15 protein-coding genes are annotated in these 17466 nt (G+C 69.5%); 9 read left to right on the top strand and 6 right to left on the bottom strand.

What is annotated here, in order from left to right; genetic code table 11:
• Positions 1-57 precede the first annotated feature (57 nt).
• A complete protein-coding gene (locus HHX31_RS32615) occupies positions 58-2952 on the top strand; it encodes an immunoglobulin-like domain-containing protein (protein ID WP_169953503.1) in 2895 nt (964 codons plus the stop codon).
• Positions 2953-3029: 77 nt separating this feature from the next.
• On the opposite strand, the gene HHX31_RS32610 is transcribed toward HHX31_RS32615, so the two are convergent.
• Positions 3030-3521: an Lrp/AsnC family transcriptional regulator gene (locus HHX31_RS32610; protein ID WP_169953501.1), complete on the bottom strand. Its 492-nt coding sequence runs from the start codon at positions 3519-3521 to the stop codon at positions 3030-3032.
• 224 nt (positions 3522-3745) lie between these two features.
• Between HHX31_RS32610 and HHX31_RS32605 the strand changes: the two genes are divergently transcribed.
• The 6 genes from HHX31_RS32605 to HHX31_RS32580 all read left to right on the top strand — a co-directional run bounded on the left by HHX31_RS32605 (position 3746) and on the right by HHX31_RS32580 (position 10813).
• On the top strand, positions 3746-5179 hold the full coding sequence (locus HHX31_RS32605; RefSeq protein ID WP_311932474.1) for a gamma-aminobutyraldehyde dehydrogenase: 1434 nt from the start codon (positions 3746-3748) through the stop codon (positions 5177-5179).
• A gap of 51 nt (positions 5180-5230) precedes the next feature.
• A complete protein-coding gene (locus tag HHX31_RS32600; protein ID WP_169953497.1) occupies positions 5231-6379 on the top strand; it encodes an ABC transporter ATP-binding protein in 1149 nt (382 codons plus the stop codon).
• 80 nt (positions 6380-6459) lie between these two features.
• Positions 6460-7719: a spermidine/putrescine ABC transporter substrate-binding protein gene (locus HHX31_RS32595; protein ID WP_169953495.1), complete on the top strand. Its 1260-nt coding sequence runs from the start codon at positions 6460-6462 to the stop codon at positions 7717-7719.
• Positions 7716-8579, top strand: coding sequence for an ABC transporter permease (locus tag HHX31_RS32590; RefSeq protein WP_169953493.1), 864 nt, complete (start codon positions 7716-7718; stop codon positions 8577-8579). The genes HHX31_RS32595 and HHX31_RS32590 overlap by 4 nt, the downstream gene beginning before the upstream one ends.
• Positions 8576-9367, top strand: a complete 792-nt coding sequence (locus HHX31_RS32585) for an ABC transporter permease (RefSeq protein ID WP_169953491.1) — start codon at positions 8576-8578, stop codon at positions 9365-9367. Before HHX31_RS32590 ends, HHX31_RS32585 begins: the two co-directional genes overlap by 4 nt.
• Positions 9368-9418: 51 nt before the next feature.
• Positions 9419-10813, top strand: a complete 1395-nt coding sequence (locus tag HHX31_RS32580; protein WP_169953554.1) for an FAD-binding oxidoreductase — start codon at positions 9419-9421, stop codon at positions 10811-10813.
• Positions 10814-10900: 87 nt separating this feature from the next.
• Here HHX31_RS32580 and HHX31_RS32575 read toward each other — a convergent pair whose 3' ends face one another.
• The 5 genes from HHX31_RS32575 to leuE all read right to left on the bottom strand — a co-directional run bounded on the left by HHX31_RS32575 (position 10901) and on the right by leuE (position 15166).
• Complete coding sequence (locus HHX31_RS32575; protein WP_169953489.1) at positions 10901-11770, bottom strand: alpha/beta fold hydrolase; 870 nt, start codon at positions 11768-11770, stop codon at positions 10901-10903.
• Between the two features lie 33 nt (positions 11771-11803).
• On the bottom strand, positions 11804-12676 hold the full coding sequence (locus tag HHX31_RS32570; protein WP_169953487.1) for an aryldialkylphosphatase: 873 nt from the start codon (positions 12674-12676) through the stop codon (positions 11804-11806).
• A gap of 76 nt (positions 12677-12752) precedes the next feature.
• Positions 12753-13478 carry an SDR family oxidoreductase gene (locus HHX31_RS32565; RefSeq protein WP_169953485.1) on the bottom strand — a complete coding sequence of 242 codons (726 nt, stop codon included), beginning with the start codon at positions 13476-13478 and terminating at the stop codon, positions 12753-12755.
• Positions 13479-13575: 97 nt separating this feature from the next.
• Positions 13576-14217, bottom strand: a complete 642-nt coding sequence (locus HHX31_RS32560) for a VC0807 family protein (protein WP_169953483.1) — start codon at positions 14215-14217, stop codon at positions 13576-13578.
• A 274-nt stretch (positions 14218-14491) separates the two neighbouring features.
• Entirely contained in the window at positions 14492-15166 is a 675-nt protein-coding gene (gene leuE, locus HHX31_RS32555; RefSeq protein WP_169953481.1) for a leucine efflux protein LeuE, read from the bottom strand.
• 121 nt (positions 15167-15287) lie between these two features.
• On the opposite strand from leuE, the gene HHX31_RS32550 reads away from it, so the two are divergent.
• Together HHX31_RS32550 and HHX31_RS32545 are read left to right on the top strand one after the other, a co-directional pair.
• Entirely contained in the window at positions 15288-16676 is a 1389-nt protein-coding gene (locus tag HHX31_RS32550; protein ID WP_169953480.1) for a selenium-binding protein SBP56-related protein, read from the top strand.
• Positions 16673-17272: a hypothetical protein gene (locus HHX31_RS32545; RefSeq protein ID WP_169953478.1), complete on the top strand. Its 600-nt coding sequence runs from the start codon at positions 16673-16675 to the stop codon at positions 17270-17272. The genes HHX31_RS32550 and HHX31_RS32545 overlap by 4 nt, the downstream gene beginning before the upstream one ends.
• Positions 17273-17466: the final 194 nt, after the last annotated feature.

Here is a 17466-nt window from a genome sequence, read left to right as displayed (position 1 = left end):
CGACAGGGAAGGTCACGTAGCGGGCCGAGTCGCAGGGGCAGAGCTATCGCGGGCCTGGTGCTGGGCGCGCTCGTCTCGGTCTCGTTCGCGGCGACGCCCTCGCAGGCCGCCGAGGATCAGCTAAACGAGGGCCTGGTGCACCACTTCGCCCTCGACGAGACCAGTGGGACGACACTGGTCAACTCGGGTAGCGCGGGCTCGGCGGCGAACGCCACGCTCGTGAATCCGGAGAAGGCGACCTTGACCGGCAATGGGGTCAGGTTCAACCCCGGCTCCTACGAGAGCGCCCTCGACGGTGCGTACGTGGCGCTGCCGGACGACATCACCGCCGGCATGTCGAACCTCACCGTCGACTACGACGTGTGGATCGACCCGGCGAACGTCGGCGAGCACCAGATGTGGAGCTTCGGCGCGAAGTCCGGCTCCTGCGACGTCGACACCGGCGCCCAAGGCTCCATCTTCGCGTCGAACACCCAGCGGTTCCGCGTCGCGGTGGGTTCCGCGAACCTCCAGCAGAACCGGGTCCGCATGACCGAGGGGGCGTGGACGCACGTCACCTACACCCAGTCGCAGAACGCGAACGGCACGAGCTGGACCGGCAGGCTCTACCTCGACGGTGTGCTGCACGCGACGGCGACGAACCTGACCACGGCGCCGTCGGTCAACGCCGCGGGGACCAAGTGCAACTTCCTCGCCCGCTCGCAGACGTCGGGCCACTACTCGTTCCGCGGCACGATCCGCGACTTCCGGGTCTACGACCGGGCGGTGAGCGTCGAAGAGACGCTCGCCCTGGCGGAAAGGACCGTCTCCGACGGCGTCCGCGCCGACGCCGCGGCGATCGATCTCGGCCTGACCAGCGCGATCGTCCACGACATCGTGCTGCCCAAGGTGGGCTCCGTGGCGGGCTCGGCCACCACGTGGACGAGTTCGGATCCGTCGGTCGTCCAGGTCTACACGCCGCCGGCCCTCCCCAGCGCGCGCAAGGTCGCGGTGACCGGCAAGATCACCCGGCCCGCGCAGGGGCAGCCCGACGCGACGGCCACGCTCACGGCGACCGTCCGCAAGGGCGCGCAGGAGGTCACCACGCGGGAGATTCCCATCGTGGTGAAGGCCCAGTTCGACGACGCGCAGGCGGTCGACCGCGACACGCTCGACCTGTCCCTGTACGCCACCGACGACGTGCGCGGGAACATCGCTCTCCCCGCCACGGGCGAGTTCGGGTCCACGATCACCTGGAAGTCGACCAGCGACCTCGTCACCCCGACGGGTGAGGTGACCCGCCCGGCGTTCGGCCGTGCGGATGTCGAGGCCGTCCTGACGGCGACCATCAAGAAGGGCTCGGCCTCGAAGACGAAGTCGTTCCCGGTGAAGATCTCCGCGATGCCCCGCTCCGAGGAGTACGAGCGGTACTTCCTCGGCTACTTCAAGGGCGAGGGGATCGCCGACGGCGAGCAGATCATGTTCGCGACGTCCAACGGGAACACCGCGCTGGACTGGACCGGTCTGACCGGAGGCCGGCCGTCGCTGATCTCCCAACTGGGTGACCAGGGTCTTCGTGACCCGCACATCGTCCGCTCACCCGACGGCGACACGTTCTACATGATCGCCACCGACCTGAACTGGTACGACCAGGGCGGATACGCCATCAACGACACCCAGTACATCGAGGTGTTCGAGTCGCACGACCTGGTGAACTGGACTCCTCAGCGGCACGTGAAGGTCGCGCCCGACGACGCGGGCAACGCCTTCGCGCCCGAGTCGCTGTGGGTCGAGGAGATCGGCGCCTACGCCGTGTTCTGGGCGCAGTCGCTGTGGAACAACCCCGTGAACCGCACCGGTCAGGGGAACGCGCAGATGTGGTACGCCACGACGCGCGACTTCCAGACGTTCTCCGCGCCCAAGGTGTGGCAGAACCCGGCCCCTCTGTCGCGGATCGACACGACCGCGATCCGGGTCGGCGACAACTACTACCGCGTGACGAAGAACGAGGCGGGCAACCAGGGCTCGGACATCTTCTCGGAGAAGCACACCGACTTCCTGGACAGCGACATCGGCAACTGGACGTTGCTCGCTCCGGCGCTGGGACGCACGACGTGGGTCGCCAACCAGGGGTACGAAGGGCCGATCATCTTCAAGGCCAACCCCGGCGACACCTCCTGCCCAGGCCAGTTCTACCTCTGGGGCGATCGGTACACGAACGGTGGTGGATACCAGGCCGCGTGCCACGAGAACATCGAGGCGCCGACCTGGAACGCCAAGGCGATCACGATGACCAACGCGGGCGTCGTCCGTCCGCGTCACGGCACCGTGATCCCGCTCACCCTCCGTGAGTGGAACGACATCCGCAAGATCCCGAACGGCGACGTCACGACCACCACCGAGGTGGCCGTCGAGCCGTACGCGAGCGGGGCCCAGACGACCACGGCCACCGCCACGGTCAAGGCGGCCGACGGGTTCGAGACCGGCGGTCAGGTGCGGTTCGGCGTCGGCTCCTGGTCGAAGGTCGTCTACCTCGAGGACGGCGCGGCCACGGTCACGCTGCCGGAGGGGCTGCCCGCGGGCGCCCGGACGGTCAAGGCCGAGTATCTCGGCGTCGACTACCTGAAGGCGTCGGAAGGCACGGCGACGTTCCAGGTGCCCTCCGGCCCTGACGCCGTCAAGGTCCAGGCGAAGACCGCGCCGGCGTCGGTGGTCCGCGGGGACACGTTCACGCTGAACGTGACCGTCGGGCCGGCGGGCGGCCGCAAGAAGGAGGCTCCGACTCCGACCGGTGAGGTCACCGTCACCTTCGGCGGCACCGAGCAGGTCGTGCCGCTGGCGGACGGCAAGGCCGTCGTCACACTGCGGACCGCCGATCTGCCGCGCGGGACGTACAAGGTCCACGTCGCCTACTCCGGCAACCCGTCCTACCAGCCCCACGCCGCCGACTACCAGAGGTTGACGGTGCGGTAGCCGGCCGGTGGCGGGCCGGCGAGTTCGATCTCGTCCGGCCCGCCACGAGCCGACCGGGCGCCCGGTGCCTTAGGAGGTCAGCGGGTGCCCCAGGAGTAGGTCTGCTTGTGCAGCTTGAGATAGACGAACGTCTCGGTCGCCCGCACGCTGGAGATCGCCCGGATCTTCCCCAGGATCTCCAGCAGGTGGCTGTCGCCCTCGCAGACCACCTCGACCATGATGTCGACCGAGCCCGCCGTCAGCACCACGTAGTCGATCTCGGGAATCTGCGCCAGTTCGCCGGCGACCCGCTCCAGATCGCCCTCGCACTTGATGCCGATCATGGCCTGGCGGGGGAAGCCCAGAGTTAGCGGGTCGGTGACGGCGACGATCTGCATGACGCCGAGGTCGAGCAGGCGCTGCACCCGCTGGCGCACCGCCGCCTCCGACAGCCCCACCGCCTTGCCGATGGCCGCGTACGGCTTCCGCCCGTCCATCTGGAGCTGCTCGATGATCTGCTTGGAGATCTCGTCCAGCACCACCGGCCCGCCCTTGGCGGCAGCCGCGCGAGACCTGGGGGGAGTCGTCATCCTCGGGGGGTGTCCTCTCTGGGCGGGCGCCGGCCGCCCTAGCGACCTGGTGTTACAGCTGCGTTCTTGACATGTTGCGATCGTGGTCCGACATGTTGTCAGCTGAGGTGCTTCTGTCAAGCGATTCCGTAGCAATTTGGTATCTTAGCGACGAAATCCCTTGTCTGTGGCTCCTTGCTCTGTCAGAGTCGCGACAACTCAGCCACCTCACATGGAGGTCAACGGTGACCACCCGTCTCCAGAACTTCGTGAACGGGAAGTTCGTCGACGCCGCGAGCGGCCGTTTCTCCGATGTCGTAGACCCTACGACGGGGGAGATATACGCCCAGGCGCCGGTGTCGGGTCAGGAGGACGTCGACGCCGCCTACGCCGCCGCCGCGGCCGCGTTCGAGACGTGGGGGCAGACGACGCCGGGCGAGCGCGCGGCGCTGCTGCTCAAGGTCGCCGACGCGATCGAGGCACGCGCGGACGAGATCAACGAGGCCGAGTGCCGCAACACCGGCAAGCCGCGTGCCCGCATGGCCGAGGACGAGACCCCGGTCGCCGCCGACCACTTCCGGTTCTTCGCCGGTGCGGCCCGCACGCTGGAGGGCCCCACCGCCGGGGAGTTCCTCGCCGACCACACCTCGGTGATCCGGCACGAGCCGATCGGCGTCATCGGCCAGGTCACGCCGTGGAACTACCCGATGATGATGGCCGTGTGGAAGATCGCCCCCGCGCTCGCGGCCGGCAACACCATCGTGCTCAAGCCGTCCGACACCACCCCGGCCTCCACGCTGAAGCTCGCCGAGATCCTCGGTGACGTCCTGCCGGCCGGCGTCTTCAACGTCGTCACCGGCGACAGGGAGACCGGCGCGCTGGTCGTCGGCCACCCGGCCGCGAGCATGGTCGCGATCACCGGCTCCGTCGGCGCGGGCATGGCGGTCGCCAGGACCGCCGCCGAGGACCTCAAGCGCGTCCACCTGGAACTGGGTGGCAAGGCCCCGGTCGTGGTCTTCGAGGACGTCAAGGACATCAAGGCCGTCGCCGAGGCGATCGCCGGAGCGGGCCTCTACAACGCCGGGCAGGACTGCACCGCCGCCTGCCGCGTGCTGGTGCAGGAGAGCATCCACGACGAGTTCGCCGCGGCGCTGGCCGAGGCCGCCGCCGCCACCAAGATGGGCGGCCTCGACGAGGAGGACGCCTACTTCGGGCCGCTGAACAACCCCAACCAGCTCGCCCGGGTCGAGGGCTTCTTCGAGCGGCTCCCCGAGCACGCGAAGGTCCTCACCGGCGGCGCCCGCGTCGGCGACAAGGGCTTCTTCTTCGCCCCGACCGTCGTGGACGGGCTGAAGCAGGACGACGAGATGGTGCAGGACGAGATCTTCGGTCCCGTCATGACGATCCAGACGTTCACCGACGAGGCCGACGCGCTCGCCAAGGCCAACGGCGTCCGCTACGGCCTGTCCGGTTCCGTGTGGACCTCCGACCACGGCCGCGCGATGCGGATGTCCAAGCGGCTCGACTTCGGCGTGGTATGGGTCAACACCCACATCCCGTTCGTGTCCGAGATGCCGCACGGCGGCTTCAAGCACTCCGGCTACGGCAAGGATCTGTCCGTCTTCGGCCTGCACGACTACACCCGCGTCAAGCACGTGATGCACTACATCGGCGAATAGGTTCCCCGGCGCGAGCCGTACGACCTATTGATAAAGAGGGATAAGCCTGGAATGACAGACATCCAGGCGGGCCCGGGGGCAGCCGTCGCGGCTGCCCCCGTATCAGGAGACGTGCCCGCCATCGAACTCGACAACGTGGTGAAGGAGTACGTCTCGCACGGCGAGGTCGTACGCGCGGTCAAGGGCGTGAGCCTCGCCATCGCGGAGGGGGAGTTCTTCTCTCTCCTCGGCCCATCAGGCTGCGGCAAGACCACCAGCATGCGAATGATCGCCGGGTTCGAGGAGCCCACGCAGGGCGTCGTCAGGCTCCATGGGGAGGACGTCACGAACGTCCCGCCGAACAAGCGTGACATCAACATGGTGTTCCAGTCCTACGCGCTGTTCCCGCACATGAACGTCTGGGACAACGTGGCGTTCGGGCTCAAGCGCAGGAAGGTCCCCGACGCGGAGATCAAGCGCCGCGTCGGCGAGATCCTGGAGGTGGTGGACCTCACCGGCCGCGAGAAGCGCCGGCCGCGAGAGATGTCGGGAGGCCAGCAGCAGCGAGTCGCGCTCGCCCGCGCCCTGGTCAACCGGCCCCGCGCGCTCCTGCTCGACGAGCCGCTCGGCGCGCTCGACCTCAAGCTCCGCCAGGCCATGCAGATCGAGCTCAAGCGCATCCAGCGCGAGGTCGGCATCACGTTCGTCTACGTGACGCACGACCAGAGCGAGGCGCTCACGATGAGCGACCGCATCGCGGTCATGAACGACGGCCTCGTGGAACAGCTCGCGGACCCCCGTGAGATCTACGAGCGGCCCGCCAGCAAGTTCGTGGCCGGGTTCATCGGCACGTCGAACCTGCTGAGCGGCACGGTCCAGCGAGTCGACGGCGACACCGCCGTGCTCGCCTTCGGCGACAGCGATCGGATCCTCGTCCCCTCGGACGGCGCCTTCTCCGCCGGGCAGACCGTCGACCTCACGGTCCGGCCGGAGAAGATCAAGATCGCGAAGACCCAGCCGGAGGGCGACCTCAGCGCCGTACGGGGAACCGTGGCGGAGGTCGTCTACCTCGGCACCTACAACAGCTACGTCGTGGTGCTCGGCGACCGCACGGAGATCACGGTCTTCGAGCAGAACGCGAACGACAGCACGATCACCGCCGAGCGAGGCGACGCGGTCTGGCTTTCCTGGCAGCCCTGGCACTCGTACGCGCTGCGGTAACCCCCCGCGGTACGTCCCCCACGTCGTTCCCCCGCGACGATTCCCCGAACCGGTACAGCGAACCCGGAGCACGAACCCCTATGAACGACCCATACATGCAGGACCCCGTCATCCTCCGCGGCATGACCCAGCGCCGGCTCGCCAGGCGTGACGCCTTCCGGCTCGCGGGTCTGTCGGCCGCCGGGCTCGCCCTCGCGGCCTGCGGCGTGCAGGGCAAGGGCACGGCCAAGCCGACCTCCTCCGCCCAGGCGCAGTCCGAGGTGGAGAAGTTCTGGTCGGGCAAGGTCAAGAACGGCCACGTCGACTTCGCCAACTGGCCGCTCTACATGGACCCCAAGCGGCCCGAGCTCAAGCTGTTCACCGAGCGGACCGGCATCACGGTGAACTACAAAGAGGTCATCCTCGAGATGCCGAGCTGGTTCGCCAAGGTCCAGCCGCTGCTCGCCGCCGGCCAGTCGATCGACTACGACCTCATGGTCGTGACCAACGGCCTGCAGTTCGGCCAGTTCGTCGAGCTCGGCTACCTGGCGCCGCTCGACCACTCCAAGCTGCCGAACTTCGCGGCCAACGCGGGCGCGCAGTACAAGAACGAGTCGTTCGACCCCGGCAACGTCTACAGCATCCCCTGGGCGTCCGGCATGACCGGCATCGCGTACAACCCGAAGTACGTCGACACACCGCCGACCAGCATGGCCGACCTGTGGAACCCCAAGTACAAGGGCAAGGTCGGCATGATGTCCGACTCGCAGGAGATCGCCAACTTCGGCATGTTCGCGCTCGGCATCGACCCGGACAAGTCGACGGAGGCGGACTGGGAGAAGGCCGCGGCCAAGCTCAAGGAGCAGCGCGAATCCGGCATCGTCCGCAAGTACTACGACCAGGGGTACACCGACCCGCTGGCCAAGGGCGACATCTGGCTCACGATGGCCTGGTCGGGCGATGTCTTCCAGAAGAACGTCTCCGACGGCACGGATCTCAAGTTCGTGATCCCGCAGGAGGGCGGGACGATCTGGACCGACAACATGACGATCCCGAAGACGGCGGCGAACCCGGTCGACGCGATCATGCTGATGGACTTCTTCTACGACGTGGACGTGGCGGCGAAGCTCGCGGAGTACATCAACTACGTGACGCCCGTCCCGGCCGCCAAGGACGTCATCGTCGCCGACGCCGCGAAGGCCTCGGGCGACGACAAGAAGCTCCTCGAAGAGATCGCGGCCAGCCCGCTGGTGTTCCCCACCGCTGAGGACTCCGCCCGGCTGCGCAGCTACGTCAAGTTCAAGACGCCGCAGGAGCAGAAGAAGTTCGAGTCCATCTTCCAGGCGATCACGACGTCATGAGCAGGCTCAGGGCTTCGCTGACGCCGTACCTGCTGCTGTTCCCCGGCACGCTCTGGCTGGCGATCTTCTTCGTCGTCCCGACGGTCGTCATGCTGTCGCTGTCGCTCCAGTCGGGCGACGTCGTGAACGGCTACGCGTTCACGTTCAACTGGCACAGCTACGTCGACGGGATCGCGACCTACCACGACCAGATCGTCCGGTCCCTCGTGTACGGCCTGATCTCGACGCTGATCCAGATCGTGATCGGGTTCCCGGTGGCGTACTGGATCGCCTTCAAGGGCGGCAGCCGCAAGTCGGTCTACCTGTTCCTGCTGCTGCTGCCCTTCCTGGTGTCGTTCGTGCTGCGGACCATCTCCTGGCAGTTCTTCCTGTCCGACAACGGCATGCTGCTCGGGCCGCTGAAGTCGCTGGGGCTGCTGCCGGAGGACTTCCACATCCTGGCGACGGGCGCGGCGGTCGTCGGCGGCCTGGCCTACAACTTCCTGCCGTTCATGATCCTGCCGATGTACGTGGCGCTGGAGCGGATCGACCCCCGCGTGCTGGAGGCCGCCCAGGACCTCTACGCGAGCAAGCTGCAGACCTTCCTGCGCGTCGTGCTGCCGCTTTCGCTGCCGGGAGTGTTCGCCGGCGTGCTGATGACGTTCGTGCCGGCCACGTCCGACTACGTCAACGCCTCCGTGCTCGGCGGCACCGGCAACACGATGGTCGGCAACGTCATCCAGAACCAGTTCCTGGTCAACCAGGACTATCCGACCGCCTCGGCGCTGTCGTTCACGCTGATGGCCCTGCTGCTGGTGGGCATCTTCGCGTACGCCAAGGCGCTCGGCACCGAGGACGTCCTGGAGGTGGCGGCCCGATGAGGGGTGGCCTGCTGCGCGGGCGCGGCCTGCAGATCTACACCTGGCTGGTGATCGCGTGGCTGCTGCTGCCGATCGCCGTGATGATCCTGTTCGGCTTCAACGACACCAAGGGCCGGTACAACACGGCGTGGCAGGGCTTCACGCTCAAGTGGTACGGCAAGCTGTTCGAGATCGGCGACCTCACCCAGGCGCTGGTGAACTCGCTGCTCATCGCCGTGCTGACGATGCTGATCGCCGGGGTGCTCGGGTCGCTGATCGGGCTGGCGCTCGGCCGCTACCGCTTCCGCGGCTCCGGGGCGATGAACCTCGTGATGTTCGCGGCGATCTCCTGCGCCGAGATCGTGATGGGCGCGTCGCTGCTGTCGCTGTTCGTCACGCTCGCCGTGCCGCTCGGCTTCTGGACGATCGTGATCTCGCACGTCATGTTCTCGATCTCGTTCGTGGCCGTGACCGTGCGGGCCCGGGTGATGACGCTCGACTCCTCCCTGGAGGAGGCGGCCCGCGACCTCGGCGCGGGACCGTGGACGACGTTCCGGCTCGTCACCCTGCCCATGATCTTCCCCGGCGTGCTGGCGGGCTCGATGCTGGCCTTCGCGCTGTCGATCGACGACTTCGTCATCACCAACTTCAACTCCGGCGGCACGATGACGTTCCCCCTGTGGATCTGGGGCGCCACCCGGGTGGGCCTCCCGCCGCAGGTGAACGTCATGGGCACGCTGATCTTCGCGGGCGGTGTGCTGATCGCCGTGACCAACCTCGTCATCGCGCGCCGCCGCGCCAACGCCTAGCCGGGCCGCTCAGGGCGGCCGCTGCCCGCAAACCTTGAGGAAGTGAAATCCGTGGTTCCGTCGCAGGCGCTCGCCGACGCGGAGCGCAAGCCGTACTGGCTGGACCGGCCGGACGCGCCCGAGCCGCTGCCCCCGCTGACGGGAGACGTCACGGCGGACCTCGCCGTGGTCGGCGGCGGCTTCACCGGCCTGTGGACCGCCCTGATGGCCAAGGAGCGCGACCCCTCGCTCGACGTGGTCCTCCTGGAGGGCCGCGCGGTCGGGTGGGCCGCCTCGGGCCGCAACGGCGGGTTCTGCGCGGCGAGCCTGACCCACGGGCTCGGCAACGGCCAGGACCGCTGGCCCGCGGAGATCGCGACCCTGGAACGGCTCGGCAGGGAGAACCTCGACGAGATCGAGCGGACCCTCGACAGGTATGGCGTCGAGTGCTCCTTCGAACGCACCGGGGAACTGCGGGTCGCCACCGAGGAGTGGCAGCTCGCCGGGCTCGACGAGGAGGTGAGCGGGGCGGCCTCGCTCGGCCTTCGGCTGGAGCGGCTCGACCGCGACCAGGTGCGGGCCGAGGTGGACTCCCCGACCTACCTCGGCGGCGTGTGGGACCGGCAGGGCGTCGCCATGGTCGACCCGGCGCGGATGGCGTGGGGGCTGCGCGACGTGTGCGTGCGGCTCGGCGTGCGGGTCTTCGAGCACACGCCGGTGCGCTCCCTGCACGACGACGGCGTGGCGCTCGAACTCGGCACGCCGAAGGGCCGGGTCAGGGCCGGGCGGGTGGCGCTCGGCACCGGCGTGTTCCCGCCGCTGCTGCGCCGCCTCAGGCACTTCCTCGTGCCGGTGTACGACTACGCGCTGATGACCGAGCCGGTGCCGGACGACCTGCTGGCGGAGATCGGCTGGCGTAACCGCCAGGGCGTCGGCGACTCGGCGAACCGGTTCCACTACTACCGGCTGACCGACGACAACCGGATCCTGTGGGGCGGCTACGACGCCGTCTACCACAACGGCGGCCTGGTCAAGCCGGAGTACGACCAGCGCGACGCCACCTTCGAGAAGCTCGCCACGCACTTCTTCGAGACGTTCCCGCAGCTCCACGGCCTGCGCTTCACCCACAGGTGGGGCGGGGTCATCGACACCTGCAGCCGGTTCAGCGCCTTCTACGGCACGGCGTACGGCTCGCGCCTCGCGTACGCCGCCGGATACACCGGCCTCGGCGTGGGGGCGACCCGATTCGGGGCCAACGTCATGCTCGACCTGCTGCAGGGCAGGGTGACCGAGCGTACGGACCTGCGCATGGTGCGGGAGAAGCCGATGCCCTTCCCGCCTGAGCCGGTGCGGTCCGGCGTCATCCAGCTCACCCGCTGGGCCATCGCCCGCGCCGACGAGCACGAGGGCCGCCGCAACGCCTGGCTGCGCACCCTCGACGCGCTCGGCGTCGGCTTCGACTCCTGAACCCGCCCGGCCGGTTCCGTTCACATCAGGTTCGCGCGGGGGCCGTACGTTTCCATCGCCGTCCGGGCGGGCCGGGCGGCGGCGCCCTCACGGCCGGGGGAGGAAGGCGAGCAGGGCCTCGGTGATCGCGCCGGGGGCCTCCTCCATCATGTGATGGCCCGCGTCGAGCGCGTGACCGGACAGGTCGGCGGCCCACGGCCGCCACACGCCGAGGACGTCGTCGTCGTACAACTCCGCCAGGTCGTCCTTGGCGCCCCACAGGACGAGCAGCGGGCTCGTGATGCGCCGTCCGGCGGCCCGGTCGGCGTCGTCGGCGGCCCGGTCCACGCCGAGCCCGGCACGGTAGTCCTCGCACATCGCGTGCCGCACCTGGGGATCGGCTATCGCGGCGGCCACGTCCGCGTGGTTCTCCCGGCCCATCAGGGCCGGGTCGAGCGTGTACCAGGCGTCCAGGTCGGCGGCGATCAGCCGCTCGGGCAGCGGCGCGGGCCGGCCCATGAAGAACCAGTGATACCAGGCCTGGGCGAACCTGGCGTCGCAGCGGGCCAGCGCCTCACCGATCGGCACGTCGCCGAGGACGACGACGTGGTCCACGCGGTGCGGATGGTCGAGCGCGAGGCGCTGTACGACGTAGCCGCCGCGGTCGTGGCCCACGGCGTGGAACCGCTCGTGGCCGAGTTCCCTCATCAGCGCGACCAGGTCGCCGGCCATGGCGCGCTTGCCGGCCTGGGAATGGTCGGGCTCGTCGGGAGGCGCCGACGAGCGGCCGTAGCCCCGCAGGTCCGGGCAGACGACGCTGTATCCGGCGGACGCGAGAGCGGGCGCGACCAGGTGCCAGGTGGTGTGCGTCCTCGGATGCCCGTGGACCAGCAGCACCGCTGGTCCACGGCCTCCGTGCCGCACCCGGAGGCGCACGTCCCCTACTTCGACGTAACTGAGCTCGAATCCCGCGAACATGACCACGCCTCTGCCCGCGGAGGCTCGATCAGATCACGGCGTGAGCCACCTGAGGGGATTCTCGTGGGTGATGAGGCGGAGCGTCTCGTCGTCCACGCCCGACTCCCGCAGGGCCGGGAGCACAGAGGAGAACAGCCGGCCGTAGCCCTGCCCGCCGTAGCCCGACAGGTGCTCCCGCCGGCGCACGCCGCTGCTCAGCAGGACGCGCTCGGCGTGCCCCGCGTCGAGAAGGGCGAGGACGTCCTCGGCGTCGTCCACGCTCACGTACGCCCCTGTCTCGGCGATCTTGCGCTGGGCCAGCGGGTCGGCGGTGCGGGCGGCGAGGCGCCGGGCGGGCACGTTCTGCGCGAGCAGCAGTTCCAGCAGTTCCAGGCCGCCCGTCGCGACCGGGAGGTCGGTGCGCAGCGAGGCGCGGGCCGCGGCGGTGACGGCCCGCTCCTCCGCGGGGGTGGGCTTCTCGTCCCACGAGGCGGTGACGATGACGCCCGGACGCGCGCCCGTCCCGTCCAGCCCGGCGCCGATCTCGTGCAGCAGATCGGCGGTGAGGTCCTCCACGCCGTACCGCGTGATGGCCTCACCCGCGAACGGCTGCGCGGCGAAGCCGGTGGCGGCCACGATCGGCACCCGCGACGACATGGAGATCCGGGCGAGCGCGGCGGGGTCGCGGGCCATGCCGATGCCGCTGTGCTCCACCACGAGGCCCAGCGCCTGCTCCCTGCCGAGGTCCTTGACCTCGGCCAGCACGTACCGCTCCTCGTCCAGCCAGCGGCAAGGGTCGGAGTCCACGCCGACACCCCAGCGGGTGTCGGTGCGCAGGTGCTCGTACGGGAGCACAGGGCCGTCGATCTCGGAGACGGGGACGGCGCCCGTGACGGTCTGGATACGGGGAAAATATGCGCCGGACATGAACGGACATTAACTGATTTTTAGCCGAAACTGCTTCTGTGTCGCATGATTCTTTGGTGTGGGAGCCTGAACGCGCTCAGCTCATGGTCTTTCCACCGTTGACGGCGAGTCGCTGACCGGTCACGAACCTGGCGCCGGGGGAGGCGAGGAACGCCACCGTCTCGGCGATGTCCGCCGGGGTGCCCATGTGCCCGAGCGGCACGTCGCGCAGATAGCCGGTGTAGTCCTCCGGGGGGACGTCCGCGTGGCGCTCCACCGGGATCCAGCCGGGCTCGACGGTGTTCACCGTGATCCCGTACGGCCCCAGCTCGCGGGCCCACGACCGGGTGAGCCCGTGCATCGCGGCCTTGGCCGACGCGTAGTGCCCGAACTCCGGGTTGCCCAGGTCGGCGACCTCGCTGCCCACGTTCACGATCCGGCCCGCGCCGGCGTCGCGCATGCCGGGCAGCACGGCCTGCAGGATCAGCAGCGGGGCCTTCACGAAGAAGCGGAGCTGGCCGAGGTGGTCGTCCCAGGTCTGCTTCTCGACGGGGATCAGCGGCTGCGGGCCGGTGGCGTTGTTGACGACCACGTCCACGGGCCCGATCGCGGCCACGCCCTCCCGTACGGACTCCTCGTCGGTGACGTCGAACCTGGCCGTCCGGGCCGAGCCGCCTGCGGCGGCGATGCGGTCGACGACGGCGGAGGCTCCCGCGGTGTCGTGCGCGTAGTTGACGGCGACGTGCCAGCCGTCGGCGGCGAGCCGTTCGGCGATGACGGCGCCCAGACCTCGTGAGGCGCCAGTGACCAGTGCGGTACCCATGAGAACCCTGCCTATCACAGATCGCGTGGGGCGGGACGACGCGGATCGGCGCGAAGGCCCCGCGGCGGCGCGGACACGGGGGAGTGCCGGGCGCTCCCTACGCGGTTATCGCGGGGGCCTCGGTGTGCAGGCGCCGCAGGACCCGGCGGAACGCCCAGACCGACCCGAGGAAGGCCAGGCCGGTGACGACGGCGACGGCGGCGGTGCGGATGATCAGGTAGTCGCCGATCGACTCGTTCAGCAGCAGCCAGATGCTCATGGCCGAGTTGACCAGGAGCACGAAGGCCCACAGCAGGGTGATCCGGGCGAAGAAGGTGCGGACGCGCTCGTGCCGCAGCACGAACGACGGCAGGTGGATGTAGTCGAGCGTGAGCCGCTGGACCAGCGGGCGGCGCATCCGCACCGATGCCAGGAGCACCATGCTGATGCAGATCGTGCCGAGTTCCGGCTGGATGAAATAGGCGACGGGGCTACCGGTCCACAGCCCGATCACGGTGCGGAAGGTGATCGCGATCGTCGCCATGATCATCGTCCCCGGCACGGGCTGCCGCCGGACGAGCCGCCACAGGACGCCCAGGTAGACCCACGACACGGCGGCCATCAGCGCGCCGCGCAGACCGAGTAGCGCGAGGGCCGCGTAGAAGACCGCGAGTGGAGCGACCACGCCTTCGAGGAGCCGGGGCACAGCCTGCTTGAACAGCGCGGTGAGCCGTGGCATTGCGAAGGGCGTGTGATTCATGGCAACTCCAACGGGGCCGGCAGGGGAGACCGACGCTGTGGTTGGGCAACGCGCCTACCCGGACATCGTGGGTGGAAACGCCCGAGGGAAGGCTCTTCGTCGGTGGCTCACGGTACCCGACGCCCGGCCCTGCGGGGCCCGAACATGGAGGGCCGGTCTCCGGGTCATAACCGTACGGCATGGCCGCGCCCGCCCGGCGGAACCGGACGGACCCCTGGCCGCCGTTTTACCCCGAGGCGGTGAGCTCAGCGTGGCAGTGAGCTCAGTGTTGCGGTCAGCTCAGCGTGGCGGTGGCCAGCTTCGCGCCGAAGCCCAGGAACAGCGCGCCGACCCCCGAGGTGAGCCCGGCGGCCAGCTTGCGGCGCTCCCGGAAGTGGGTCGCGAGGAACGTGCCGCCGAAGATGAGCGTGCTCAGGTAGGTCATGCTGAACACCTGCACGATCACCGCGAGGACCAGGAACGACAGCGCGGGCGCGCCGTACGACGGGTCCACGAACTGCACGAAGAACGCGACGAAGAACAGGATCGCCTTGGGGTTGAGCAGACTGATCGTGAACGCCTTGCGGAACGGGTCGCCCGCCGGGGGCGCGGCCGCCTCCACGGCCCCCGCCGCCTCCGCCGGATCCGTGGGCGCGGAACGGGTGGCCCGCAGGGAGCGCCAGGCGCCGCGCAGCATGCCGAAGCCGATCCACGCCAGGTAGACGGCGCCGGAATACTTCACGATCGAGAACAGGACGGGCGTCGACTTCAGCAGGGACGCGACCCCGGCGGCCGACAGGAACATGAGAACCGAGTCGCCGGCGAAGACCCCGGCGGCCGCGCGGTAGCCCTGCCGCACGCCGCGCCGGGCGGCGGTGGAGAGGACGAACAGCGAGTTCGGCCCGGGGAGCAGGATGATCAGAAACGAGCCGACGATGTAGGCCCAGATGTTGGTGATCCCGAGGAACAACCCTGCCTCCGTAAAGCGTGATATTGCAGGGTATAGCTCTTCACGGTCTGTGGTCACGGCAGGGTACGGGTACGAAGATTCCTATTGACCCTATGGGGAATGGGGGACAATCCTAGGGTTCATGACGCTGTGGAAGCCCGATCCGACCTTCTACCCCTCGCCCCGCGACGCCGCCGAGGCGCCGCCGGAGAAACTGGCCTACGTCGCCGCCTTCGACCGGTCGGCCCAGCGGCCCGACGCGCTCGCCGTCCTCGACACCGATCCCTCGTCCCCGTCGTACGGGACCGTGGTCGGCTGGACGGACCTGCCGCACACGGGGGACGAGCTGCACCACTTCGGCTGGAACGCCTGCAGCAGCGCGTTGTGCCCCTACGCGCCGCACCCGCACGTGGAGCGGCGCTACCTGATCGTGCCCGGCCTGCGGTCCTCGCGGATCTATGTCTACGACACCAAGGACCGGGTCAGCCCCGAGCTCGTGAAGGTCATCGAGGCCGAGGAGCTGGGCAAGCGGGCTGGCTACTCCCGCCCGCACACCGTCCACTGCGGCCCCGAGGGCCTGTACGTCAGCGCGCTCGGCGGCTACGGCGACGACGGGCCCGGCGGCATCGCGATCCTCGACCACAACTCGTTCGAGGTCCTCGGCCGGTGGGAGGTCGACCGCGGCCCGCAGTACCTCGCGTACGACTTCTGGTGGCACATCAACCACGACGTGCTGATCAGCTCCGAGTGGGGCACGCCCTCCATGATCGAGGACGGTGTGGTCGGCGAGTTGCTGCTCGGCCGCAAGTACGGCCACAAGCTGCACTTCTGGGACCTGCGCAAGCGCAAGCACGTCCAGGAGGTGGACCTCGGCGACCAGCACCAGATGGCGCTTGAGCTGCGCCCCGCGCACGACCCGACCAAGACGTACGGCTTCGCCAGTGTCGTCGTCAGCGTCGAGGACCTGTCGGCCTCCGTGTGGCTGTGGCACAAGAACGGCTCTCGCTGGGCGGCGGAGAAGGTCATCACGATCCCGGCCGAGCCGGCCTCGCCCGACGACCTGCCCGACGTGCTCAAGCCGTTCGGCGCGGTGCCGCCGCTGGTCACCGACATCGACCTGTCGGTCGACGACCAGCGGCTCTACGTGTCGTGCTGGGGCACCGGCGAGCTCAAGCAGTATGACGTGTCCGACCCGTTCAAGCCGGTCGAGATCGGCTCGGTCCGCCTCGGCGGCATCGTGCGGCGGCAGGCGCATTCCGCAGCGCCGGACGAGCGGCTCGCGGGCGGCCCGCAGATGGTCGAGGTGAGCCGCGACGGCCGCCGGGTCTACGTCACCAACTCCCTGTACGGGTCGTGGGACGACCAGTTCTACCCCGACGGCGTCGGCGCCTGGATGGCGAAGATCGACACCGAGTCGTTCACGCTGGACGAGCGGTTCTTCCCGCACGGCGACGACTTCCGCGGCCTGCGCCCGCACCAGACCCGGCTCCAGGGCGGCGACGCGTCCTCCGACTCCTACTGCTACCCGTGACCCTGACCGCCGTCATCCTGCTCGGGGCCTTTCACGGGATCAATCCCGCGATGGGCTGGCTGTTCGCCGTCGCCAGGGGACTGCAGGAGCGCAGCCGCGACCTGATGCTGCAGTCCCTGCCGGTCATCGCGCTCGGCCACCTCGCGTCGGTGGCCGTCGTGGTGGCCGTCGTGTCGGCGACCGGGTCGCTGGTGACGGCGACGGCGCTCGCCATCGGGGCGGGCGTCGTGCTCGTCGGGTTCGGCCTGTGGCACCTGCTCGCCCGGCGGCACTTCCGCTGGGTGGGCATGCGGCTGTCGCTGCCGCAACTGGCCGCCTGGTCGTTCCTGATGTCGTCGGTGCACGGCGCGGGCCTGATGCTGCTGCCCGTGCTGACCCGAATGCCGGCGGGCCACCACGGGCACGCCCTGTCGGGCGGCATGCTCGTCGCCGGGGTGCACACGCTGGCGATGTTCCTCACGGCGACCGTCGTCGCCGTCGTGGTGTACGAGTTCCTCGGCGTCGCCGTCCTGCGCCGTGCCTGGTTCAACCTCGACAGGATGTGGGCGTTCGCCTTGGTGGGCGCGGGCGTCATCACCCTGGTCGGCGCCGTCTGAGACGGCCGTTCGGGGGAGGCGGGGGCGCGGGGCGTCGCGAGGCAGCCCCGCGCCCCCGCCTCCCGCGCGCTACGCACTCGCCGTCCCGCGCCCCGCCTCCCGGTGCCGGCCCCGCCGGCCACGGCCGGGGTGAAACTTGCAGAGAAGCGGGGCATCATGGATCACCGCAGGTGGCGTCGCTGGAACGCGCCCAC

Source organism: Microbispora sp. H11081 (assembly GCF_012999535.1).
Classification (GTDB): Bacteria; Actinomycetota; Actinomycetes; order Streptosporangiales; family Streptosporangiaceae; genus Microbispora.
Note: the sequence above shows the minus strand (reverse complement) of the source record. Positions and strands in the feature narration are given on the sequence as shown.